Source organism: Aureimonas altamirensis (assembly GCF_001463885.1).
Lineage (GTDB): Bacteria > Pseudomonadota > Alphaproteobacteria > Rhizobiales > Rhizobiaceae > Aureimonas > Aureimonas altamirensis.
Genome location: NZ_BBWQ01000020.1, coordinates 286,003 through 305,097, shown reverse-complemented (window position 1 = coordinate 305,097; position 19,095 = coordinate 286,003). Strand labels below are relative to the sequence as shown.

The following is a 19,095-nucleotide window of genomic DNA, read 5'->3' as shown; positions in this document are numbered from 1 at the left end:
CGCGACTTCATCCCCGCCAATGTCGTGGCCTTCCCGACACTGGGGCGCAACCGGACGCCCGGTAACGACACCGGTGCGGAGCGCCAGGACCCCGGCTTCGCGCCATCGCGCCCGGCGTCCGCGCCCATGCCGTCGCTGGAAAAGCCGGTTCGCGTCATTCCGGCATCGGCGCCCTCGGCTCCGGCGCGCAACACGGCCCCGGCGCGCGTCTATCAGGGCGAACCCGCCCATGCGTACCAGCCGGAATTCTTCGAGCTGCCGTCCATCAACCTTCTGTCGCCGCCCCGTGCGCTGGCGCGCGACGATTCCCTGACGCCCGAGATGCTGCAGGAAAACGCCCGTCTGCTGGAGGGCGTCCTGGACGATTTCGGCGTCAAGGGCGAGATCATCGAGGTGCGGCCCGGCCCGGTCGTCACCCTCTACGAGCTCGAGCCGGCGCCCGGCATCAAATCGTCCCGCGTCATCGGCCTTGCCGACGACATCGCCCGGTCGATGAGTGCCATCGCGGCGCGTGTCGCCGTTATCCCCGGCAAGAACGCCATCGGCATCGAGCTGCCCAACCGCAAGCGCGAAACCGTCTATCTGCGCGAGATGCTGGCGGCGGAAAGCTTCAGCCAGAACAAGGGCAAGCTGCCGCTGACGCTCGGCAAGACCATCGGCGGAGAGCCGGTCATCGCCGACCTTGCCAAGATGCCGCATCTGCTGGTTGCCGGTACGACGGGTTCCGGCAAGTCCGTCTCGATCAACACCATGATCCTGTCGCTGCTGTACCGTTTGTCGCCGTCGCAGTGCCGCATGATCATGATCGATCCGAAGATGCTGGAATTGTCGATCTATGACGGCATCCCGCATCTACTGTCGCCTGTCGTCACCGATCCGAAGAAGGCCGTCGTGGCGCTGAAGTGGACGGTGCGGGAGATGGAAGACCGCTACCGCAAGATGTCCAAGGTCGGCGTGCGCAACATCGACGGTTTCAATACCAGGGTGGCGCAGGCGATCGACAAGGGCGAGACCATCTCGCGCACGGTGCAGACCGGCTTCGACCGCGAAACCGGCGAACCGATCTTCGAGTCCGAGGAATTCGACCTGCAGCCGCTGCCCTACATCGTCGTCATCATCGACGAGATGGCCGACCTGATGATGGTGGCTGGCAAGGAGATCGAAGGCACCGTCCAGCGCCTGGCGCAGATGGCGCGTGCCGCCGGCATCCACGTCATCATGGCCACGCAGCGCCCTTCGGTGGACGTCATCACCGGCACCATCAAGGCCAACTTCCCGACGCGCATCTCCTTCCAGGTGACGTCCAAGATCGACAGCCGCACCATCCTGCAGGAGCAGGGGGCCGAGCAGCTTCTGGGCATGGGCGACATGCTGTTCATGGCAGGCGGCGGGCGTATCCAGCGCGTGCACGGACCCTTTGTCGACGATTCCGAGGTCGAGGCGATCGTCTCCCATCTCAAATCGCAGGGCGTGCCCGATTATCTCGACTCGATCCTCGAGGAAGACGACGAGGAGGAGATCGCCTCGGGCGGCTCTGGCTCGGCCGGTGGCATGGACGAATCCGCCGATCTGTACGACCAGGCGGTCGCCATCGTGCTGCGCGACGGCAAGGCCTCGACCTCCTATGTCCAGCGGCGGCTGCAGATCGGCTACAACCGGGCGGCGTCGATCATCGAGCGGATGGAACAGGAGGGCGTGGTCGGGCCGGCAAATCATGCCGGAAAACGCGAAATCCTGGTGCCGACAGACAATGCCTGAACGAGGATTCCGGGACGCGGCACTAGCATGGCGGCATCCCGTCCCCATCTTGTGATCGAGAGGGGAAAGACGCGCCCCAAAACTGCCCGAGGCGAGGAATATTCAGAAACCTTTCCCAGGCAGGGACGCCAAAGACAAAAGGACCGTTAGCCCCATGTGGAATCGACTTGTGTCGAAAAGGCCGCGAAATCGTCTTCCGATCCGGGCGCTCGCCCTGGCCGCAGCCCTGTCGCTGCCCATGGCCGCGCCGGCCTATGCGCAGTCGGCCGGCGCCGTGGCGCAGCGCGTGGCCGATCACTTCTCGTCCGTGCAGTCCATGGCCGGAAGCTTCGTGCAGTTCGACGCCGCCGGAAACCAGACCGAGGGCAAGTTCTATATCGAGCGTCCGGGCAAGATCCGCTTCGACTACAGCGGCCAGCCGCTCCGCGTTATCGCCGATGGCAGCCAGGTCGCGGTGAACAATCGCCGCATGAACACGTGGGATCTGTATCCGCTGTCGAAGACGCCGATGAAGCTGCTCCTGGACAGGCGCATCGACCTGTCGGGCGCCAATATCCAGAACGTGCAGGAAGGCCCGGACCTGACCACCATCGTCATGGGTGACAAGTCGGTCTTCGGCAATTCGCGCATCACGATGATGTTCGATCCGAACACCAACGATCTGCGCCAGTGGACGATCCGCGACGCCCAGGGCAAGGACACGACGGTGATGATCTACGACGTGAAGGAAGGGGTGCGCATCGACCCCTCCGTCTTCGTGATCCCCTACAACTCCATTGCCATGGGGCAGACGCGCGGCTGATTCAGCCGCGCTGCGAAAAGAAGCCGACAAGCGCCCGCGTCACCGGCTCGGGCGCTTCTTCCACGACGAAGTGGCCGCAATCGACGGCCTCGCCCTCGACGTTTTCGCACCAGCCGCGCCAGACGGCCAGCACATCCCCGACGGAGGCCGCAATCCCGTGGCTGCCCCACAGGGCCAGTGTCGGGGCGGCGATCCGACGGCCGGATGCCAGGTCTTCCTCGTCCAGCCTTCGGTCTTCCGTGGCTCCGGCGCGGTAATCCTCGCAGGCGGCATGGATGTAGTCGCCCCTTGCGAAGCTGCGCCTGTACTCGGCGAGCGCCTCCGACGAAAAGGGCGCCAGGGCATGCGATTTCGTCCAGCTTGCGATCGTATGGTCCAGGTAGAACACCGCGTCACTGCCGATCAGCCGCTCGGGCATGGGGTTCGGCTGCGCAAGAAACATCCAGTGATAGGTTTCGAGCGCCTCCTCGGCGTTCATATGGCGCCACACTTCGGCCGTCGGCAGAATATCCAGGACCGCCAGCCGGCTGATGGTCGACGGGTGGTCGAGGGCCATCCGGTACGCGACACGCGCACCCCTGTCGTGGCCGGCGACGGCGAAGCGCTCGTGGCCCAGCGCCTGCATGGCGGCAACCATGTCCTGCGCCATGACGCGCTTGGTATAGGCCGAGCCGCCCTTGCTGTCCGGCGTCGATGATTGGCCGTAACCCCGCATGTCGGGAACGAAGAGGCGAAAGCGCTGTGCGAGGGCCGGCGCGATCGTGGCCCACATCGCGCCGGTCTGCGGAAAGCCGTGCAACAGCAGCAAGGGCGGTCCATCGCCGCCGATGCGCATGTGAATATCGGCGCCCGCCCCGGCAACCTTGCGCATTTCAAAGCCTTCGAACATGTCACCTCCGGCGGGTTGATGCGACAGGGTGCCTTGTCCATAAGGAACCTGTCTGCCCGAACCCGAAAAGTGTGCTAGCGCCCGTGGCCTTCAAGATCGCAACATGGAATATCAACTCGGTGCGCCTGCGCATGCCGATCGTCGAACGGCTGATCATGGAGGTGGCCCCCGATGTCCTGTGCCTCCAGGAGACGAAATGCCCGAACGACCTGTTCCCGCGCGAGCGTTTCGAGGCGCTGGGCTACCCGCATATCGCGATGAACGGCCAGAAGGGCTATCACGGGGTGGCCACGCTTTCGAAAATGCCCTTCGACGATGTCGTCACCCAGGATTACTGCGCCGTCGGCGATGCACGCCACCTCTCGGCCAGGATCGCGGTCGGGCAGCGGGCCATACGGGTTCACAATCTTTACGTCCCCGCCGGAGGCGACGAGCCGGACCCGGCCATCAACCCCAAATTCCGGCACAAGCTGGATTTCGTGGAAGAGATGCGATCCATGCGCGCGTCGGGAGAGCCGGGCGTCTCGTCCATCCTGGTCGGCGATCTCAACATCGCGCCTTTCCCCGAGGATGTCTGGTCGCACAAGCAGCTTCTGAAGGTCGTGTCGCACACGCCCGTGGAGACCGAGGGCCTGCTTCGGGTGATCGCGGAAGGGGGCTGGAGCGATCTCGTGCGGCAGGCGCTGCCGCTGCCGGAAAAGGTCTATACCTGGTGGAGCTACCGCGCGAAGGACTGGACGGCGGCCGACAGGGGACGCCGGCTCGACCATGTCTGGTCTTCCGCGGATCTTTCACCGCATCTGACCTCGGTCGAAATCCTGCGTGACGCGCGGGGGTGGGAGCGGCCATCGGACCATGTCCCCATCGTCGTCAGCCTGGATATCTGACAGGCCCCGCCTCAGCGACCCGCCATCACCGCCTCATGCGCTTCGCTCAGGCGGGTCAGCAGCGTTTCGGGAACCACGGGCTTCAGGCAGACACGCAGGCCGGGAAAGCGCGAGCTGACCTCCTGCGGCAGGCCGGCACCGGTGCAGATCACCATCGGCACCGAACGCTCCCACAGGATTTCCAGGACGGGCGTCACCGGCCCTCCATGCAGGTTGAAATCCAGGATGGCGGCATCCAGCGGCCCGTTCAGGCAACGGCTGACCGCATCCGCCGCCGCGGCTACGGGGCCGACCACCTGTGCGCCGACCGCCAGGAGCGTATCCTCGATATCCATCGCCACGAGCGGGTTGTCTTCCGCAACGAGAACGCGCTTGCCCGCCCACAGGTCCTTCATGTCAGAGGCCTGCACGCGCATCGCCCATGGGAGAGGGGGATACATCCATCAAGGGCGCCCGGATAACGACCCGCGCCCCGTCGCGCGGCAAGGTGGACACGACGGTTCCGCCGATCTGCATCGTCAGCAGGCGCTGCAGCAGCGTCGTGCCGAAGCCCTTGCGTGTGGGCTCGTCGAGTATGGGCGGACCGCCGCTCTCCTGCCAGACGATTTCCAGCATATCCACATCGTCCTCCCGGTCGATGGACCAATCGATCGTCACGGCTCCGTCCCGCGTGGACAACGCGCCGTGCTTGGCGGCATTCGTCGTCAACTCGTGTATCGCCATGGCGAAGGAGACCGCCAATTCGGATGGCAGGTACACCGATGGTCCCGATAAACTGATCCGCGAACCATCATCATAGGCCGCAAGTTCCGAGGAAATGACCTCCCGCAGCAGAATGCCGCGCCATTGATCGTTGGTCAGAAGGGCATGGCTGCGGGCGAGGGAAGCGATGCGGGCCGAAATGCCGTCGCGGAAAGCCGCCATGTCCGGCGAGGTCTTGAGCGTGAAATTGATGACGGACTGAACGGTGGACAGGCTGTTCTTGACCCTGTGATGCAACTCGCGCACCACGATGGCCTGCCGCTCGCGCGAGGCCTTCTGGTCCGTCACATCCTGCAGGACGCCGATGCCGCGCTCGTCTTTATCTCCCTCGGCCCCGAACCAGTCGCCCACCACCGCCACGTCGCGCACCAGGCCATGCTTGTGCTCGACGCGGAACTCGACGGCGAAGCGCTCGCGCGTTCCCCGTCCGGCATAGGCCGCCTCCCGCACGCGCGCGAAATCGTCCGGCGCGATGATCGACTTGAACTCTTCCATCAGGCGCACGGCTGCGCCGTCGAGGCCGAGGATTTCAAGCGAACGCTCGTCCAGGATCACCGTGTCGTCGGAGAGCATCCACTCGAATGTGCCGATTTCGGCCACGCTGAGCGCGGCGCTGAGACGCCTGCGCGTATTGACGGACTCTTCCTCCGCAAACTCGCGGGCGCGGCGCTCCGCACCCTCCCGGAGGGCGCGCGCCACGCTGGAGCCGAGCCGCCCCAGCCGAGACTTGATGACGTAATCCGTGGCCCCCTTCTTGAGCGCCTCGATCGCCACTTCCTCGCCCAGTGTCGCGGACACGAATATAAAGGGGATGTCGGGCGCGTGGATGCGGGCCAGTTCCAGTGCGGATAGCCCATCGAAGGTCGGCAGCCGATAATCGGCGAGGATCAGGTCGAAACCGCCGGCATCGAGTGCCGCAAGGAAGGCCGCCCTGTCCCAGACGCGATGGGTTTCGTGGCGGATACCTGCGAGGCGCAGATGCTCCTCGATCAGGGCGGCATCGAGATCGCTGTCCTCGAGATTGAGAATGCGTGTCGCGCCGAGGGGTGGCGTCATACCTCGGTGACCTTCATCGCCTGATCGCGCCGCCGCGGTGGATGCGGTTCGTTCAGGATCGCCCAGAACACGCCGACATCCTGGATCGCCTTGAAGAAATCCTTGAAATCCACCGGCTTGACGACGAAGGCGTTGACGCCGAGCGAATAGCTGCGCACCAGGTCGCTTTCCTCCTTGGAGGCGGTCAGCATGACGACCGGGATATGCTTCAGCTCATCGTCGGTCTTGATGCGCTCCAGCACCTGGAGTCCGTCCAGCTTGGGCAGCTTGAGGTCCAGCAGCACGACCGCCGGGTCGCCCGTCTCGCGGTCCTTGTGCGCGCCGGTCGTCTTCAGCCAGTCCACCGCCTCGGCGCCGTCGCGCGCAATGACGACCTCGTTTGCCAGAAGACTGCGCTCCAAGGCGTGCAGGGTCAGTTCCAGATCGTTCGGATTGTCCTCGACAAGCAGAATCGGTTTGATATCCGGCATCAATCGCCCTCCGTAAGGCGAGGAAGTGAGAAATAGAATGTCGCGCCCTTGCCGGGCGAGCCTTCGGCCCAGGTGCGACCGCCATGCCTGTCGACGATGCGACGCACATTGGCGAGGCCGATGCCGCTACCCTCGTAGTCTTCGATCCGATGCAGGCGTTGAAAAACGCCGAACAGCTTGTCGACATATTGCATGTCGAAGCCGACGCCGTCATCCCGGATGAAGTAGATGTCCTCGTCCTCGCCGGCCTGCGCGCCGATGGTGATGTGGCTGGGGTCCGTGCCGCGCGTGTACTTGATCGCATTGCCGATAAGGTTCTGCCACACGGCCCGCAGGAAGATCGGGTCACCGTCGACGGCGGGCAGCTCCTCCACCGTAAAGTCGATGCTGCGATCGCCGGTTTCGGTTTTCTGCATGCGCAGCACTTCGCCGACCAGCCGGTTCATGTTGACGCGGACCGGCACCAGCTTCGAGCGGCCCATCTGCGAGAATCCCAGGAGATCGTCGACAAGGCGACCGGCCGACAAAGCCGAATCGATGATGGTGTCGACATAGCGGCCGGCGCGCTTGTCCTCGCCGATCGCGGAACTCTCCTTGAGCAGTTCGGCAAAGCCCACGATATGGCGGAACGGCGCGCGCAGATCGTGGCTGATCGAATAGGAAAAGGCTTCCAACTCGCGGTTGCTTCGGCGCAGTTCCTCGGTCAGCCCGGCCATTTCCTCGGCCTTGCGCATGACGATCCCGACGATGGCATTGCGCAGGCTGGCGGCGGCTGCCAATTGCGCCGGCGTCCATGGGGCGGACCGCCGATGCACCGTTTCCTTCCACATCTCGAAGGACGTGCGCGGGTTCAGCCGCTCCTGGCGCGGGTCGGTGGTTTTACGGGGGTCGCCGCCCCAACGCACGGTCTGGACCTGCTCGGGCCGGAACCACACAACGTAGCTCGGGTGGAGCTGCGAAATCGAGATGGCCACCACGCCGGAGCCCGTTGCCGCATAGGCCTCGGCACGGGGCAAGGTCTCGGCGAGCGAATCCGTCGAGAACACCTCGTCATGCGACTGCGTGCGGAACAGCCAGGCGACGAGATCGCGGATCGCATCCTCGCCCGGGGTTTCGCCGACCATCTCCAGTCGATCGTTGGTCACGACGGCGGCGCCGGCCGCGTCGGTCAGTGCAAGCAGATCCTGCGGGCTGTCCGAGAGCCCTTGCGAATACTGGCTGCTCAACGCCATCGCCGACAGAAGCCGCGCCTCGATGGCATGGCGCGCGACGCGCTGGGCGGTTTCCTCGCTGCGCAGCCGCGCTCCGATCTGCAGGGCGACGACCTGTCCAAGAAAGTCGCAGGCCGTGCGCACATGGGCGGGCACCCGGCGTGGTGTGGCGTTGTGGCACGAGATCAGGCCCCACAGACGATTGCCCTCGACCAGCGAGATGGACATGGATGCCGGGGTGCCCATGTTGCGCATGTACTCGACATGCACCGGGGAAACGCTGCGCAGCGCCGAATAGCTGAGGTCTATCGGCTCGCCGTCCGCCGGCAGAAGCGGCACCGGCTCGTAGGCGGCATCCGGAATGATGCGCAGCCGGTTGAGGCGATACAACTCCCGCGCCTGCGCCGGTATGTCGGCGGCCGGAAAACGCAGGTCCATGTAAGAGGGAAGCTTGCCGTTGCCGTCTTCGGCGATCACGGTGCCGTTCCAGTGCGCGTCGAAACGATAGACCAGCACGCGGTCGAAGCCGGTCAGCGCGCGCACGATGCGCGCGGCAGCCGCGTTCAGCTCTTCCAGGGTGGCGTGGCTGCGGCTTTCCGAAACGAAGCGGCGGATCTGCGGATAGAGCGTATCGAGCGAGCCGGCCGCCTCGGCATCCGCTTCCTCGAGTTCCACGATGATGAACCGGCCGCTCGCATGCGCCAGCATCTCGTAAGTCGCCCCGCCGAGGTCCACGCGGCCGAACGTGGCCGGTCCGTCCGTCGGCTCGCCGGCGTCCAGTGCCAATACAGGTTGCGCCTGCGGCAGGATGTCGGTGAGCCTGGCTCCGATGACGGCGCCTTCTATCCGCAGATGCGGCCCTGCATTGGCGCTGGCAGCGATGACGGCGTGCGACGCACCGTCCACGACCAGCAGAAATCCATGCGGTTGTATACTGCCGGGAATATGGATCGGTTCGCGTGCACAACGATCGGCAAAGGACGATATATTCCCCGGCGCGCCACCGACTTCGGCATTCTCAACCATGGGGAGGCATCCTTTCCATCGCATTCTGTAAGTGCAACGCGGGACTTTGCCAAGCGGTCCCGGCGGCGGATTCGGATTCTGGAATTCAAGCAAGTGTGTTCTCCCTGCGGCGCGATGCCCGGTTGCAGATCGATGCGGTGCCCTAGCTCCCCGGTCCAATGCACAGACGTGCAGCAAAAGGGATTCCAACATGCTGAAACTCGCAGGCTTGCCTACCCTGATCATCGCCGGCCTGATGGCCGGTCCTGCTTTGGCGCAGGACGCCGCCACGACCGAGGCGCCGTTCACGCTGGGCGATCTGCCTTATGCGGCCGACGCCCTCGACCCGGTCATCGACGCCGAAACGATGACGCTTCATCATGACAAGCATCACCGCGCCTATGTGGACAATCTCAACAAGGCCGTGGCTGCGGACGAGGCGTTGCAAGGCGTGACGCTGGAGGATTTCGTGGTCAATGCCGGCACCTATCCGGCGGCGGTGCGCAACAATGCCGGCGGACACTGGAACCACACGTTCTTCTGGGAAAGCATGGTGGCGCCCGACGCGGCCGGCGAACCATCAGAAGAGCTCGCGGCGGCGATCGAGGCGGTCTACGGCGATATGGACGCCTTCAAGACGGCCTTCAACCAGGCTGGGGCCGGGCGCTTCGGCTCGGGCTGGGTGTGGCTGATCGTCAACGACGCAAACGAACTCGAGATCACGACCACGCCCAACCAGGACAATCCGCTGATGGACGTGGCCGAGGATAAGGGAACGCCCATCATCGGCAACGATGTCTGGGAGCACGCCTACTATCTGAAGTACAATAACCGGCGTCCGGAATATCTGTCGGCATGGTGGGGCGTGGTCAACTGGGACGTGATTTCCCAGCGCTACGACGCAGCATTGGCAACCGCCAACTGACCCTTTGCCGGTGCGCGGCGGCCATGCTATCGCGATCCGCGACATATCGTGGAGTGCAGCATGGCACAGTCGCAAGCCGGACAGGGCGTCGCCGCAGTTGGCCTGACCCTCGCAATGGGGGCCGTGGTAGGCACCGCCCTCCTGTTCCAGCATGTGGGGGGCTATATGCCCTGCGCGCTCTGCCTCGAACAGCGGACGCCCTATTATATCGGACTCGGCGTCGGCATCGCCACGATCGTGGCGGTGTCGGTGCGCCTGCCGCAGGCCATCATACGCGGCCTGTTCGCACTTATCGGCATCCTGATGCTCTGGACGCTGGCGCTCGGCGTCTATCACGCCGGGGTCGAATGGGGGTTCTGGGCAGGCCCGGCGGATTGTGCCGCCGGTGCCGCCATGGACCTGACGGGCGATCTCCTGTCCAGCCTGGATGCGGTCCGCCCGCCATCCTGCGGCGAGGCTGCCTTGCGTGTCCTCGGCCTTTCCATGGCCGGCTGGAACGTGATCGCGGCCGCACTCCTTGCCTTCGCGGCCTTCCGAACGGCGTTGCGACGCGGCTGAGGGCCTATTCGGGCTCCAGTTCCGAATCCCAGTAGAGATAATCGAGCCAGCTTTCGTGCAGGAAGTTGGGCGGGAACATCCGCCCGTTGTTGTGCAACTCGTGCACCGTGGGCTGGAAGGGCTTCTGTGCCGGGAACATGCCGGCATCCTGCGGCATGGCCCCGCCCTTGCGCAGGTTGCAGGGAGAGCATGCCGCCACGACGTTGTCCCAGGTGGTCAGCCCCCCGCGCGAACGCGGAATGACATGATCGAAGGTCAGGTCGTGCGGCGAGCCGCAATACTGGCACTGGAAACGATCCCGCAGGAAGACGTTGAACCGGGTGAAGGCCGGGTGCCGCGCCGGCTTGACGTAGGTCTTGAGGCAGACGACCGAGGGCAGGCGCATCGAGAAGGACGGCGAATGCACCGCGACGTCGTATTCGGCCAGGATATTGACGCGGTCCAGGAAGACCGCCTTGATCGTATCCTGCCAGGACCAGAGCGAGAGTGGGTAATAGCTGAGCGGTCTGAAATCGGCGTTCAATACCAGAGCCGGAGTCAGACCGGAATGCACCGCGATCGTCAAGGATGGTCTCCTCTACCGAAGCAGCATCTCGCAAAATCGAATCCGGTCCTGCGATGATACGATGCTCATGCCCGAAGAATTCGCTGTGGCACTATCGTGGCGCATCATGTCGGCTTTGTGAAGCCGGACAAACAGGGCATGCGGACGGATTCACAGGCTCTTTCCGTCTTGTTGCAACGCGGCAGGGGTGGCGTCCCGGCGGGTGACGGCCGCGTAATATGCCCAGAACAGGCGCGCGGCCACCGAGCGGTGCGGCGACCACAGCTCGGCCATCGCCCGCAGGGGCCTGTCGCCGGGGCGCTCTTCCATCCCGAAGGCGTGCGCCACCGCCACCTGCAAGGCAAGGTCGCCGGCGGGGAAGACATCTTCCCGGCGGAGGCAGAAGAGGAGATAGCACTCCGCCGTCCATGGGCCGATGCCGGGAACGGCCGTCAGTTCGGCAATCGCAGCCCGGCTGTCGGCGGCTGCGATGCGGTCGAAGTCGAGCGTGCCGGTGATGACGGCGGAGGCGATGGCGAGAAGCGTCCGCTCCTTGGCGCGCGACAAGCCAGCGGTGCGAAACGCCGTGTCGTCCAGGGCCAGGATGGACGCTGCGTCGTTCAGGTCCACCATGCCGGCGAGCCGGCTGGTGATCGCCGTGGCGCTGGCGCTCGAAACCTGCTGGCCCATCAGGGTTGCGGCAAGGCCGGGCAAGCCCGGATCGCCGGCGCGCAGGGGCAAGGCGCCCGCCCTTTCGATGACGGGCAGAAGGCGCTCGTCCATGGCGGCGAGGGCGTCGAGCCCTATGCTGATATCATCCAGGCTTCGAATCATGGAGCTGAAGATAAGAGGAGTCATGGTCCAGTCCATCGCGGCGCCCGTATTTCGCTTTGCGCCCAGCCCGAACGGGGCGCTGCACCTCGGCCACGCCTATAGCGCGCTGATCAACGCCGACCTGGCGGCAGAGGCGGGCGGCACGTTGCTGTTGCGGCTGGAGGATATCGATACGGCCCGTTGCACGCCCGCGCTGGAGGCCGCGCTGGTGGACGACCTCGCCTGGCTCGGCGTGCTGCCGCCACCGCCCTTCCGCCGGCAGTCCGAGCATTTCGCGGACTACCAGGCCGCCCTCATGGCGCTGGCCGATGACGGGCTGGCCTACCCGGCCTTCATGACGCGCGGCGACACAAGGGCGTTTGCCGCCGCTTCGGAAGACGAGACCGGCTTGCTTTATCCGAGAGATCCGGACGGCGCGCCGCTCTATCCGCGCCTCGACCGAAACATGGACGAAGACGAGCGGCGCGCGGCCATCGCCGAAGGCATGCCCTATGCGTGGCGGCTCGACATGGCGGAGGCGATCCGGCGCGTCGGTGCATTGTCCTTCGTGGAAACCGGCGGCGAGGACGGCGAAGCCGAGATCCTCGCCGAGCCGGCGCTGTGGGGCGACGTGGTCCTGGCGCGAAAGGACGTGCCCACCAGCTATCATTTGTCGGTGGTCGTCGACGATGCGCTGCAGGGCATAACGCACGTGGTGCGCGGGCGCGACCTGGCGCCCGCCACCTCGGTGCACAGGGTGCTGCAGGCGCTTCTGGGCCTGCCGGCTCCCATCTACCATCACCACGATCTCATCCTCGATGCCGAGGGCCGCAAACTGTCGAAAAGCATACAGTCGGTGGCGCTGTCGACGTTCCGCGCGGCCGGCCTGACGCCCGCCGATATCCGCCGGATGGTCGGCTTGCCCCCTATGCGAGCAGAAGCAACCAGACCGTCAGGCTGACGGCAGACAGGGCCGTCGTCATTATGATGGTCGTTGCGGCAATACCTTCGCCGCTGCGGAAATAGGTGGCGAAGAGATAGGCGTTGACGCCCGAGGGGCAGGCGGCCATCGCCACCGTCAGCGCCAGCCATTCGCGCGGCAGCAGCAGCGCACCCACGCCGAGGACCGCGACCGGCTGGACAATGAGCGCCAGCCCCGAGATCGCCAGTGCCACCGGCATGTCGCCCCGCACACGAAACCGCGTCATCGTCAGGCCCAGCGAAAACAGCGCCACGGGCCCGGCCGCGCCGGCCATCAGGGTGACGATGTCCCCCAGCGGGCCCGTCAGGGGCAGGCCGGTCAGGCGGAAGGCCAACCCCGCGAATATACCGAGAATGAGCGGGCTTTTGACGAGGTTGCGCCCGACCCGCAACGCGATATCCGCGACCGGAAGCCGTTGCCCGCCGCCGGACGCGTCGTCGCGCGCATCCAGAAGCGCGGCGCGCTCGATGAGGAGCGTGGACCCCATCATCATCAGCGGCAGATGGACCGCCAGCAGCATGGCAAGGACGCTGAGGCCCTCCTGGCCATAGGCCAGCGTGGCGATGGGAACGCCGACGAAGACGAGGTTGGAGAAGCTCGCCCCGACACCGGCGATGACGGCGGCGCGCCGGTCGCTGCGGCCAAGCCGACGCGCCACCAGCATGCCGAGCGCGAACACCACGACGACACCGGCGAAATAGGAAACCCACAGCGCCAGCGGATTGCCGGCATCGAAGCGTGCGGTGGCCAACGTTCGGAACAGCACCGTCGGCATCGCCACGACGAAGACGAATGCCGACAGCGCTTCGGGTGCGGAGTTCGGCAGCAGGCGGGCACGGCCGGCACCGTAGCCAAGTGCGATCAGACCGAAGACGGGAACGATGATGGACAGGATAAGGGACATGGAACCGGCGGGTGGATCGCTGTGATGGACCGTGGCAACAGATGCTGACACCAGGGCGGCAACCGGTCGGTGCTTTCAACCGCCTGCTTTGCCTGATACGGGATTGGAACCTGTAATTCCATCCCCAAGGCCGGTCCTGCCGGCACCGATCATGATCCGGCTCGTCCCACTGTTTCCTGCGCTCTTCGTTCTCATCTGGTCCACCGGCTTCATCGGTGCGCGCTATGCGATGCCGCATGCCGAGCCGTTCACCTTCCTGGCCATGCGCTTCGCGCTGGCCTTGTGCCTGCTGCTGCCCTGGGTCTTGCTGACGCGCGCCCCTTGGCCGCGCGGCAGGCCGGCGCTGCACGCCTGCATCGCCGGAAGCCTGATCCACGGCCTGTATCTGGGCGGTGTCTTCTATGCGGTCCGGCACGGCCTGCCTGCCGGGATTGCCGCACTGATCGTCGGCCTGCAGCCCATCGTGACCGCGTTGATGGCAGCGTCCTTCCTTGGCGAGCGCATCACGCCGCGCCATTGGATGGGGCTGCTTCTGGGGCTTCTGGGCGTCGGGCTGGTGGTGGTGCCGAACCTGTCGCCCGACGGCGTCTACCGATGGCAGACCCTCGTGCCGGTGATCCTGGCGGCCATCGCCATCTCGGCCGGGACGGTCTGGCAGAAGCGCTTCGTCGGCGGGGTCGATCTGCGCACCGGGACGGCGCTGCAATATGTCGGTGCGCTGCTGCCGGTTACCCTGATGGCGATTGCGACTGAGACGATGGCCGTCGACTGGACGGGAGAGCTGGTTTTCGCGCTGGTCTGGCTGACGGTCGTCCTGTCTATCGGGGCGATCCTGCTGCTGCTGTTCATGATCCGCGAAGGGGCCGTCTCCAAGGTGGCGTCGCTGATGTATCTGACACCGGGCGTTACGGCCGTGATGGCGTTTCTGCTGTTCGGCGAAAGCCTGACGCTGGTGCAGCTGCTGGGCCTCGTCATTGCCGGCGCCGGCGTCCATGCGGCTATGCGTCCCGCCCGCAAGCCGGTTTGAAGCACGGGCCATTCCGACTATATCGAGGGAAAGCAACTGGAATGCCCGTATGTCCTCCTTTCTGACCTATCTGGCCCTCGCCGTGATGCTGGCCGTCGTTGCCGTGCTGGTGGCGGGCCTGCGCAACATGCTGGTGGGCGGGCCCGGCAACCGGTCGCAGCAACTGATGCGCCTTCGCGTGATGTTGCAGGCGATCGCCGTTCTCATCATCGTCATCTTTCTCGTATTCGCACGCTGACCGGATAGGAGACCGATGGTACGCCTGACGCGCATCTACACCCGCACCGGAGACAAGGGCACGACCGCGCTCGGCACCGGCGAGCGCCGCCCGAAGGACGATCTGCGCATCGAAGCCTATGGCACGGTCGACGAGTTGAACGCCGTCATCGGCGTGGCGCGGCTGCATGCCGATGCGCCTGCGGATGCGGCGCTGGCGCGTATCCAGAACGACCTGTTCGACCTTGGCGCCGATCTGGCGACGCCCGACACCGGCAAACCCCTGCCATATGAGCGCCTTGCGATCACGAAGGGGCAGGTCGACAGGCTGGAGCGCGAGATCGACGCCATGAATGCGCGCCTTCAGCCGTTGAACTCCTTCGTGCTGCCTGCGGGCACGCCGGCATCCGCCCACCTGCACCATGCCCGGACCGTCGCCCGGCGGGCCGAGCGGTTGATGGTGGGCCTGTCGAGGGTGGATGGCGAGACGGTTTCCGACCCGGCACTTCAGTATGTCAACCGCCTGTCGGACTGGCTTTTCGTTGCGGCGCGCATCGCCAATGACGAGGGCCGGGCCGATGTTCTATGGGTACCCGGCGCAACGCGGAGTTAAAGCTGGAACGGTTCAAGCTTTGACGTAAACGTAAATTATGCTTATGCCTTTGGCAGGCGCCGACAGGGCATGACGAGGGAGAAAACCGAGGTCCATGAAGATACTGGTCTGCATCAAGCGCGTTGTCGATTACAATGTGAAAATTCGCGTCAAGTCCGATGGCAGTGGCGTCGATCTTGCCAATGTGAAGATGAGCATGAACCCGTTCGACGAGATCGCGGTGGAAGAGGCGATCCGCCAGAAGGAAAAGGGCGGGGTCGAGGAGATCGTCGTGGTTTCCGTCGGGCCGCAGCAGGCGCAGGAAACGCTGCGCACGGCGCTTGCGATGGGTGCCGACCGGGCGATCCTGGTCAAGAGCGACGAACGGGTCGAGCCGCTTGGCGTTGCCAAGGTTCTGCGCGCCATCGTCGAGGAAGAAAAGCCCGACCTCGTCATTCTCGGCAAGCAGGCGATCGATGACGACAGCAACCAGACCGGCCAGATGCTGGCGGCGCTTCTGGGCTGGCCGCAGGGCACCTTCGCCTCGAAGCTGTCCGTGGCCGACGGCAATGCCGAGGTGACGCGCGAGGTCGATGGCGGGCTGCAGACGGTGTCGCTGGCGCTGCCGGCCATCGTGACGACGGATCTGCGGCTGAACGAGCCGCGCTACGCCTCGCTTCCCAACATCATGAAGGCAAAGAAGAAGCCGCTGGACGAGCGGTCGGCGGCCGATATGGGCCTCGACCTCGCGCCGCGGCTCGAGGTGCTGAACACGGCGGAGCCGGCCAAGCGACAGGCCGGTGTGAAGGTCGGCTCGGTGGACGAGCTGATCGGCAAGCTGAAGACCGAAGCCGGCGTTCTTTGATATTGCGGGAGGCAGCAAGATGACGACACTACTGATCGCCGAACACGACAACACCCATCTGTCGGGCGAGACGGCCAAGGCGCTGAGCGCGGCGTCGCAGCTGGGCGCGCCGGTCCACATCCTGGTGGCGGGGCAGGGCGCGTCGGACGTGGCCGCCGCCGCCGCACGCCTTGCCGGCGTGGACAAGGTGCTGCATGCCGACGACGCGGCCTACGGGCACGGCCTTGCCGAGCCGCTGGCTGGGCTGATCGTTGGGCTGGCCGATGGCTACGACGCCATCGTGGCGCCGGCCACCACCCACGGCAAGAACGCGCTGCCGCGCGTCGCGGCGCTGCTGGACGTAATGCAGGTATCCGACATCATCGCGGTGGACGGCCCCGATACGTTCCAGCGCCCGATCTATGCCGGCAACGCCATCGAGACGGTGAAGTCGCGCGACGGCAAGAAGGTGCTGACGGTGCGCACGGCGGCCTTCGGCGAGACGGGCGAAGGCGGCAGCGCGCCGGTGGAAGCGGTCGCTGCGGCCGGCGATGCGGGCGGCTCGCGCTTCGTGGGCGAGGAGGTCGCGGCCTCGGAGCGTCCGGATCTGACGGCGGCCAAGGTGATCGTGTCGGGCGGCCGGGCGCTCGGCTCCAAGGAGAAGTTCGAGGAAGTGATCCTGCCTCTGGCCGACAAGCTGGGTGCCGCGGTGGGGGCCAGCCGCGCGGCGGTCGACGCCGGCTACGCGCCGAACGACTGGCAGGTGGGCCAGACCGGCAAGGTCGTGGCCCCGCAGCTCTACCTTGCGGTGGGCATCTCCGGCGCCATCCAGCATCTGGCAGGCATGAAGGATTCCAAGGTCATCGTCGCCATCAACAAGGATGCGGATGCGCCCATCTTCCAGGTCGCCGACTACGGCCTTGTCGGAGATCTCTTCCAGATCGTGCCGGAGCTTCAATCCAAGCTCTGAGCCGATTATCATGCGTGCAGGCGGCACAGGCCGCCTGCATCATTTATCCGGGGGACTGGAATGGTCGAGATTCGCAAGGTCGGCGTGATCGGGGCAGGGCAGATGGGCGTCGGCATCGCGCATGTCGCGGCGCTGGGCGGCTTCGACGTCGTGCTTCAGGACGTCAGCCACGAGCGCGCGCAGGCCGGTTTGCAGCGCATCGAGGCAAACCTTGCGCGCCAGGTCGCATCCGGCAAGCTGGCCGAGGATGCGAAGCTGGCGGCCCTGTCGCGGATCGTCGCCGCCGATGGCGTGCAGGCCATGCGCGATGCGGATCTCGTCATCGAGGCGGCCACCGAGGAAGAGGCCGTCAAGCGGCGGATTTTCCAGCAGGTCTGCCCGGAATTGCGCCCCGATGCGATCCTGGCGACGAACACCTCGTCCATTTCCATTACGCGGCTTGCCGCATCCACCGACCGTCCGGAACAGTTCGTCGGCATCCACTTCATGAATCCCGTTCCGATCATGAAGCTGATCGAGCTGGTACGGGGCATCGCGACGTCGGACGAAACCTTCGCATCGGCCAAGGCCTTTTCCGACAAGCTCGACAAGGTGACGACGGTTTCGGAGGACTTCCCGGCCTTCATCGTCAATCGCATCCTGATGCCGATGATCAACGAGGCGATCTACACGCTGTATGAGGGCGTCGGCTCGGTCGAGAATATCGACACGTCGATGAAGCTGGGCGCGAACCATCCGATGGGGCCGTTGCAGCTTGCCGATTTCATCGGCCTCGATACATGCCTGTCGATCATGCAGGTCCTGCATGATGGGCTGTCCGATTCCAAGTACCGGCCCTGTCCGCTGCTGGTGAAGTACGTCGAAGCGGGCTGGCTTGGCCGCAAGACCAAGCGCGGCTTCTACGACTATCGCGGCGAAACCCCCGTTCCGACGCGTTAAGGGCAGATAATCGGGGCTGGCGCGTCGATGGCCGACGCGCCGAGGCTCATGTTTCTAAAAGGCCGATTGCCCTTATTTGCCGACTTCGGCTCCGGGCTCCGCATCGCCCGCGATCACGGCGCGGCGCTCCTGCGCCTTCAGCTCGTCCAGTGCCGGCATCGACATGATGTTGTAGCCCGCGTCCACATACTGTATTTCGCCGGTGACGCCATTGGCGAGATCCGACAGAAGGTACAGCGCGGTGCCACCAACCTCGTCTATGGTGACGTTGCGGCGCATCGGGGCGTTGCGGCGCTGATAGTTCAGCATCAGCCGGGCATCGGACACGCCGGCCCCCGCAAGGGTGCGCACCGGCCCTGCCGAAATGGCGTTGACGCGAATGTTGCGCGGTCCGAAATCGGCGGCCAGATAGCGAACCGAAGCCTCCAGCGCGGCCTTGGCCACGCCCATGACGTTGTAGTTCGGCATGACGCGCTGCGAACCATCGTAGGTCAACGTCAGCAGCGAGCCGCCATTGTTCATGATGGCGGCGGCGCGCCGCGCGATCTCCGTGAAGGAGAAGCAGGAAATGACCATGGTGCGCACGAAATTCTCGCGCGTGGTGTCGGCGTAGAGCCCCTTCAACTCGGACTTGTCCGAGAAGGCGATGGCGTGGACGACGAAGTCGATCTTGCCCCAGCGCTCCTCCAACGCGTCGAAGGCAGCGTTGACGCTGGCGACATCCTCCACATCGCAGTCGAGAAGGACTTCGCTGCCGATCTCCGCGGCAAGCGGCCGGACACGCTTTCCGAAAGCGTCACCCTGATAGGTGAGGGCGACTTCGGCGCCATGGGCGGCGAGCAGGCGGGCGATGCCCCATGCGATGGAATTGTGATTGGCGACGCCCATGACGAGCCCGCGCTTTCCCTTCATCAGGTCGCCCATAGCCGATCCCTCTCTTG

At 65.3% G+C, this 19,095-nt stretch carries 21 protein-coding genes; 12 read left to right on the top strand and 9 right to left on the bottom strand.

Features of this window, described 5'->3' with window-relative positions; all coding sequences use genetic code 11:
* Both AUL31_RS16035 and AUL31_RS16030 read left to right on the top strand, forming a co-directional pair.
* Positions 1 to 1,758, top strand: a 1,758-nt coding sequence (locus AUL31_RS16035; protein WP_280137916.1) for a DNA translocase FtsK, incomplete at its 5' end; no start/stop codon positions are given.
* A gap of 169 nt (positions 1,759 to 1,927) precedes the next feature.
* Positions 1,928 to 2,560: an outer-membrane lipoprotein carrier protein LolA gene (locus tag AUL31_RS16030; protein ID WP_232413188.1), complete on the top strand. Its 633-nt coding sequence runs from the start codon at positions 1,928 to 1,930 to the stop codon at positions 2,558 to 2,560.
* A gap of 1 nt (position 2,561) precedes the next feature.
* Here AUL31_RS16030 and AUL31_RS16025 read toward each other — a convergent pair whose 3' ends face one another.
* Positions 2,562 to 3,449 carry an alpha/beta fold hydrolase gene (locus AUL31_RS16025; protein WP_060608956.1) on the bottom strand — a complete coding sequence of 296 codons (888 nt, stop codon included), beginning with the start codon at positions 3,447 to 3,449 and terminating at the stop codon, positions 2,562 to 2,564.
* Between the two features lie 83 nt (positions 3,450 to 3,532).
* On the opposite strand from AUL31_RS16025, the gene AUL31_RS16020 reads away from it, so the two are divergent.
* Positions 3,533 to 4,336 carry an exodeoxyribonuclease III gene (locus AUL31_RS16020; protein ID WP_060608953.1) on the top strand — a complete coding sequence of 268 codons (804 nt, stop codon included), beginning with the start codon at positions 3,533 to 3,535 and terminating at the stop codon, positions 4,334 to 4,336.
* A gap of 11 nt (positions 4,337 to 4,347) precedes the next feature.
* On the opposite strand, the gene AUL31_RS16015 is transcribed toward AUL31_RS16020, so the two are convergent.
* The 4 genes from AUL31_RS16015 to AUL31_RS16000 are packed head-to-tail and all read right to left on the bottom strand — an operon-like array spanning position 4,348 to position 8,861.
* The gene (locus AUL31_RS16015; RefSeq protein WP_073469434.1) at positions 4,348 to 4,731 is read right to left on the bottom strand and encodes a response regulator; all 384 of its coding nucleotides are present in this window, start codon (positions 4,729 to 4,731) and stop codon (positions 4,348 to 4,350) included.
* A gap of 1 nt (position 4,732) precedes the next feature.
* On the bottom strand, positions 4,733 to 6,154 hold the full coding sequence (locus AUL31_RS16010) for a sensor histidine kinase (RefSeq protein ID WP_060608947.1): 1,422 nt from the start codon (positions 6,152 to 6,154) through the stop codon (positions 4,733 to 4,735).
* Positions 6,151 to 6,624 carry a response regulator gene (locus AUL31_RS16005; protein WP_060608944.1) on the bottom strand — a complete coding sequence of 158 codons (474 nt, stop codon included), beginning with the start codon at positions 6,622 to 6,624 and terminating at the stop codon, positions 6,151 to 6,153. Before AUL31_RS16005 ends, AUL31_RS16010 begins: the two co-directional genes overlap by 4 nt.
* Positions 6,624 to 8,861 (bottom strand): ATP-binding protein, encoded by a 2,238-nt coding sequence (locus tag AUL31_RS16000; protein ID WP_060608941.1) that lies wholly within the window; start codon positions 8,859 to 8,861, stop codon positions 6,624 to 6,626. Before AUL31_RS16000 ends, AUL31_RS16005 begins: the two co-directional genes overlap by 1 nt.
* 190 nt (positions 8,862 to 9,051) lie before the next feature.
* On the opposite strand from AUL31_RS16000, the gene AUL31_RS15995 reads away from it, so the two are divergent.
* The gene (locus tag AUL31_RS15995; protein WP_082646982.1) at positions 9,052 to 9,765 is read left to right on the top strand and encodes a superoxide dismutase; all 714 of its coding nucleotides are present in this window, start codon (positions 9,052 to 9,054) and stop codon (positions 9,763 to 9,765) included.
* A gap of 60 nt (positions 9,766 to 9,825) precedes the next feature.
* The gene (locus AUL31_RS15990; RefSeq protein ID WP_060608938.1) at positions 9,826 to 10,323 is read left to right on the top strand and encodes a disulfide bond formation protein B; all 498 of its coding nucleotides are present in this window, start codon (positions 9,826 to 9,828) and stop codon (positions 10,321 to 10,323) included.
* A gap of 4 nt (positions 10,324 to 10,327) precedes the next feature.
* On the opposite strand, the gene AUL31_RS15985 is transcribed toward AUL31_RS15990, so the two are convergent.
* On the bottom strand, positions 10,328 to 10,888 hold the full coding sequence (locus AUL31_RS15985; RefSeq protein WP_060608935.1) for an HNH endonuclease: 561 nt from the start codon (positions 10,886 to 10,888) through the stop codon (positions 10,328 to 10,330).
* Between the two features lie 150 nt (positions 10,889 to 11,038).
* On the bottom strand, positions 11,039 to 11,725 hold the full coding sequence (locus AUL31_RS15980) for a DNA-3-methyladenine glycosylase family protein (protein ID WP_244489436.1): 687 nt from the start codon (positions 11,723 to 11,725) through the stop codon (positions 11,039 to 11,041).
* A gap of 10 nt (positions 11,726 to 11,735) precedes the next feature.
* Between AUL31_RS15980 and gluQRS the strand changes: the two genes are divergently transcribed.
* A complete protein-coding gene (gene gluQRS, locus AUL31_RS15975; protein ID WP_143190292.1) occupies positions 11,736 to 12,641 on the top strand; it encodes a tRNA glutamyl-Q(34) synthetase GluQRS in 906 nt (301 codons plus the stop codon).
* Here the strand turns inward: gluQRS and AUL31_RS15970 are convergent.
* A complete protein-coding gene (locus AUL31_RS15970; protein ID WP_244489435.1) occupies positions 12,607 to 13,617 on the bottom strand; it encodes an AEC family transporter in 1,011 nt (336 codons plus the stop codon). The genes gluQRS and AUL31_RS15970 overlap by 35 nt on opposite strands.
* Positions 13,618 to 13,717: 100 nt before the next feature.
* Between AUL31_RS15970 and AUL31_RS15965 the strand changes: the two genes are divergently transcribed.
* The 6 genes from AUL31_RS15965 to AUL31_RS15940 all read left to right on the top strand — a co-directional run bounded on the left by AUL31_RS15965 (position 13,718) and on the right by AUL31_RS15940 (position 18,154).
* Entirely contained in the window at positions 13,718 to 14,593 is an 876-nt protein-coding gene (locus AUL31_RS15965) for a DMT family transporter (RefSeq protein WP_060608925.1), read from the top strand.
* Between the two features lie 49 nt (positions 14,594 to 14,642).
* Entirely contained in the window at positions 14,643 to 14,831 is a 189-nt protein-coding gene (locus AUL31_RS15960; protein WP_060608921.1) for a twin transmembrane helix small protein, read from the top strand.
* Between the two features lie 15 nt (positions 14,832 to 14,846).
* Positions 14,847 to 15,422, top strand: coding sequence for a cob(I)yrinic acid a,c-diamide adenosyltransferase (locus AUL31_RS15955; protein ID WP_060608918.1), 576 nt, complete (start codon positions 14,847 to 14,849; stop codon positions 15,420 to 15,422).
* Positions 15,423 to 15,516: 94 nt separating this feature from the next.
* Entirely contained in the window at positions 15,517 to 16,266 is a 750-nt protein-coding gene (locus AUL31_RS15950; RefSeq protein ID WP_060608914.1) for an electron transfer flavoprotein subunit beta/FixA family protein, read from the top strand.
* A gap of 19 nt (positions 16,267 to 16,285) precedes the next feature.
* Positions 16,286 to 17,215 (top strand): electron transfer flavoprotein subunit alpha/FixB family protein, encoded by a 930-nt coding sequence (locus AUL31_RS15945; protein WP_060608911.1) that lies wholly within the window; start codon positions 16,286 to 16,288, stop codon positions 17,213 to 17,215.
* 60 nt (positions 17,216 to 17,275) lie between these two features.
* On the top strand, positions 17,276 to 18,154 hold the full coding sequence (locus AUL31_RS15940; protein WP_060608907.1) for a 3-hydroxybutyryl-CoA dehydrogenase: 879 nt from the start codon (positions 17,276 to 17,278) through the stop codon (positions 18,152 to 18,154).
* A 72-nt stretch (positions 18,155 to 18,226) separates the two neighbouring features.
* Here the strand turns inward: AUL31_RS15940 and fabI are convergent, their stop codons facing one another.
* The gene (gene fabI, locus AUL31_RS15935; protein WP_060608905.1) at positions 18,227 to 19,078 is read right to left on the bottom strand and encodes an enoyl-ACP reductase FabI; all 852 of its coding nucleotides are present in this window, start codon (positions 19,076 to 19,078) and stop codon (positions 18,227 to 18,229) included.
* Positions 19,079 to 19,095 lie beyond the last annotated feature (17 nt).

Coding starts and splice junctions, on each gene's coding strand:
- AUL31_RS16025 (WP_060608956.1), bottom strand. CDS start 3,449: ATGTTCGAAGGCTTTGAAATGCGCAAGGTTGCCGGGGCGGGCGCCGAT.
- AUL31_RS16015 (WP_073469434.1), bottom strand. CDS start 4,731: ATGAAGGACCTGTGGGCGGGCAAGCGCGTTCTCGTTGCGGAAGACAAC.
- AUL31_RS16010 (WP_060608947.1), bottom strand. CDS start 6,154: ATGACGCCACCCCTCGGCGCGACACGCATTCTCAATCTCGAGGACAGC.
- AUL31_RS16005 (WP_060608944.1), bottom strand. CDS start 6,624: ATGCCGGATATCAAACCGATTCTGCTTGTCGAGGACAATCCGAACGAT.
- AUL31_RS16000 (WP_060608941.1), bottom strand. CDS start 8,861: ATGGTTGAGAATGCCGAAGTCGGTGGCGCGCCGGGGAATATATCGTCC.
- AUL31_RS15995 (WP_082646982.1), top strand. CDS start 9,052: ATGCTGAAACTCGCAGGCTTGCCTACCCTGATCATCGCCGGCCTGATG.
- AUL31_RS15990 (WP_060608938.1), top strand. CDS start 9,826: ATGGCACAGTCGCAAGCCGGACAGGGCGTCGCCGCAGTTGGCCTGACC.
- AUL31_RS15980 (WP_244489436.1), bottom strand. CDS start 11,725: ATGACTCCTCTTATCTTCAGCTCCATGATTCGAAGCCTGGATGATATC.
- AUL31_RS15965 (WP_060608925.1), top strand. CDS start 13,718: ATGATCCGGCTCGTCCCACTGTTTCCTGCGCTCTTCGTTCTCATCTGG.
- AUL31_RS15960 (WP_060608921.1), top strand. CDS start 14,643: ATGTCCTCCTTTCTGACCTATCTGGCCCTCGCCGTGATGCTGGCCGTC.
- AUL31_RS15955 (WP_060608918.1), top strand. CDS start 14,847: ATGGTACGCCTGACGCGCATCTACACCCGCACCGGAGACAAGGGCACG.
- AUL31_RS15950 (WP_060608914.1), top strand. CDS start 15,517: ATGAAGATACTGGTCTGCATCAAGCGCGTTGTCGATTACAATGTGAAA.
- AUL31_RS15945 (WP_060608911.1), top strand. CDS start 16,286: ATGACGACACTACTGATCGCCGAACACGACAACACCCATCTGTCGGGC.
- AUL31_RS15940 (WP_060608907.1), top strand. CDS start 17,276: ATGGTCGAGATTCGCAAGGTCGGCGTGATCGGGGCAGGGCAGATGGGC.
- fabI (WP_060608905.1), bottom strand. CDS start 19,078: ATGGGCGACCTGATGAAGGGAAAGCGCGGGCTCGTCATGGGCGTCGCC.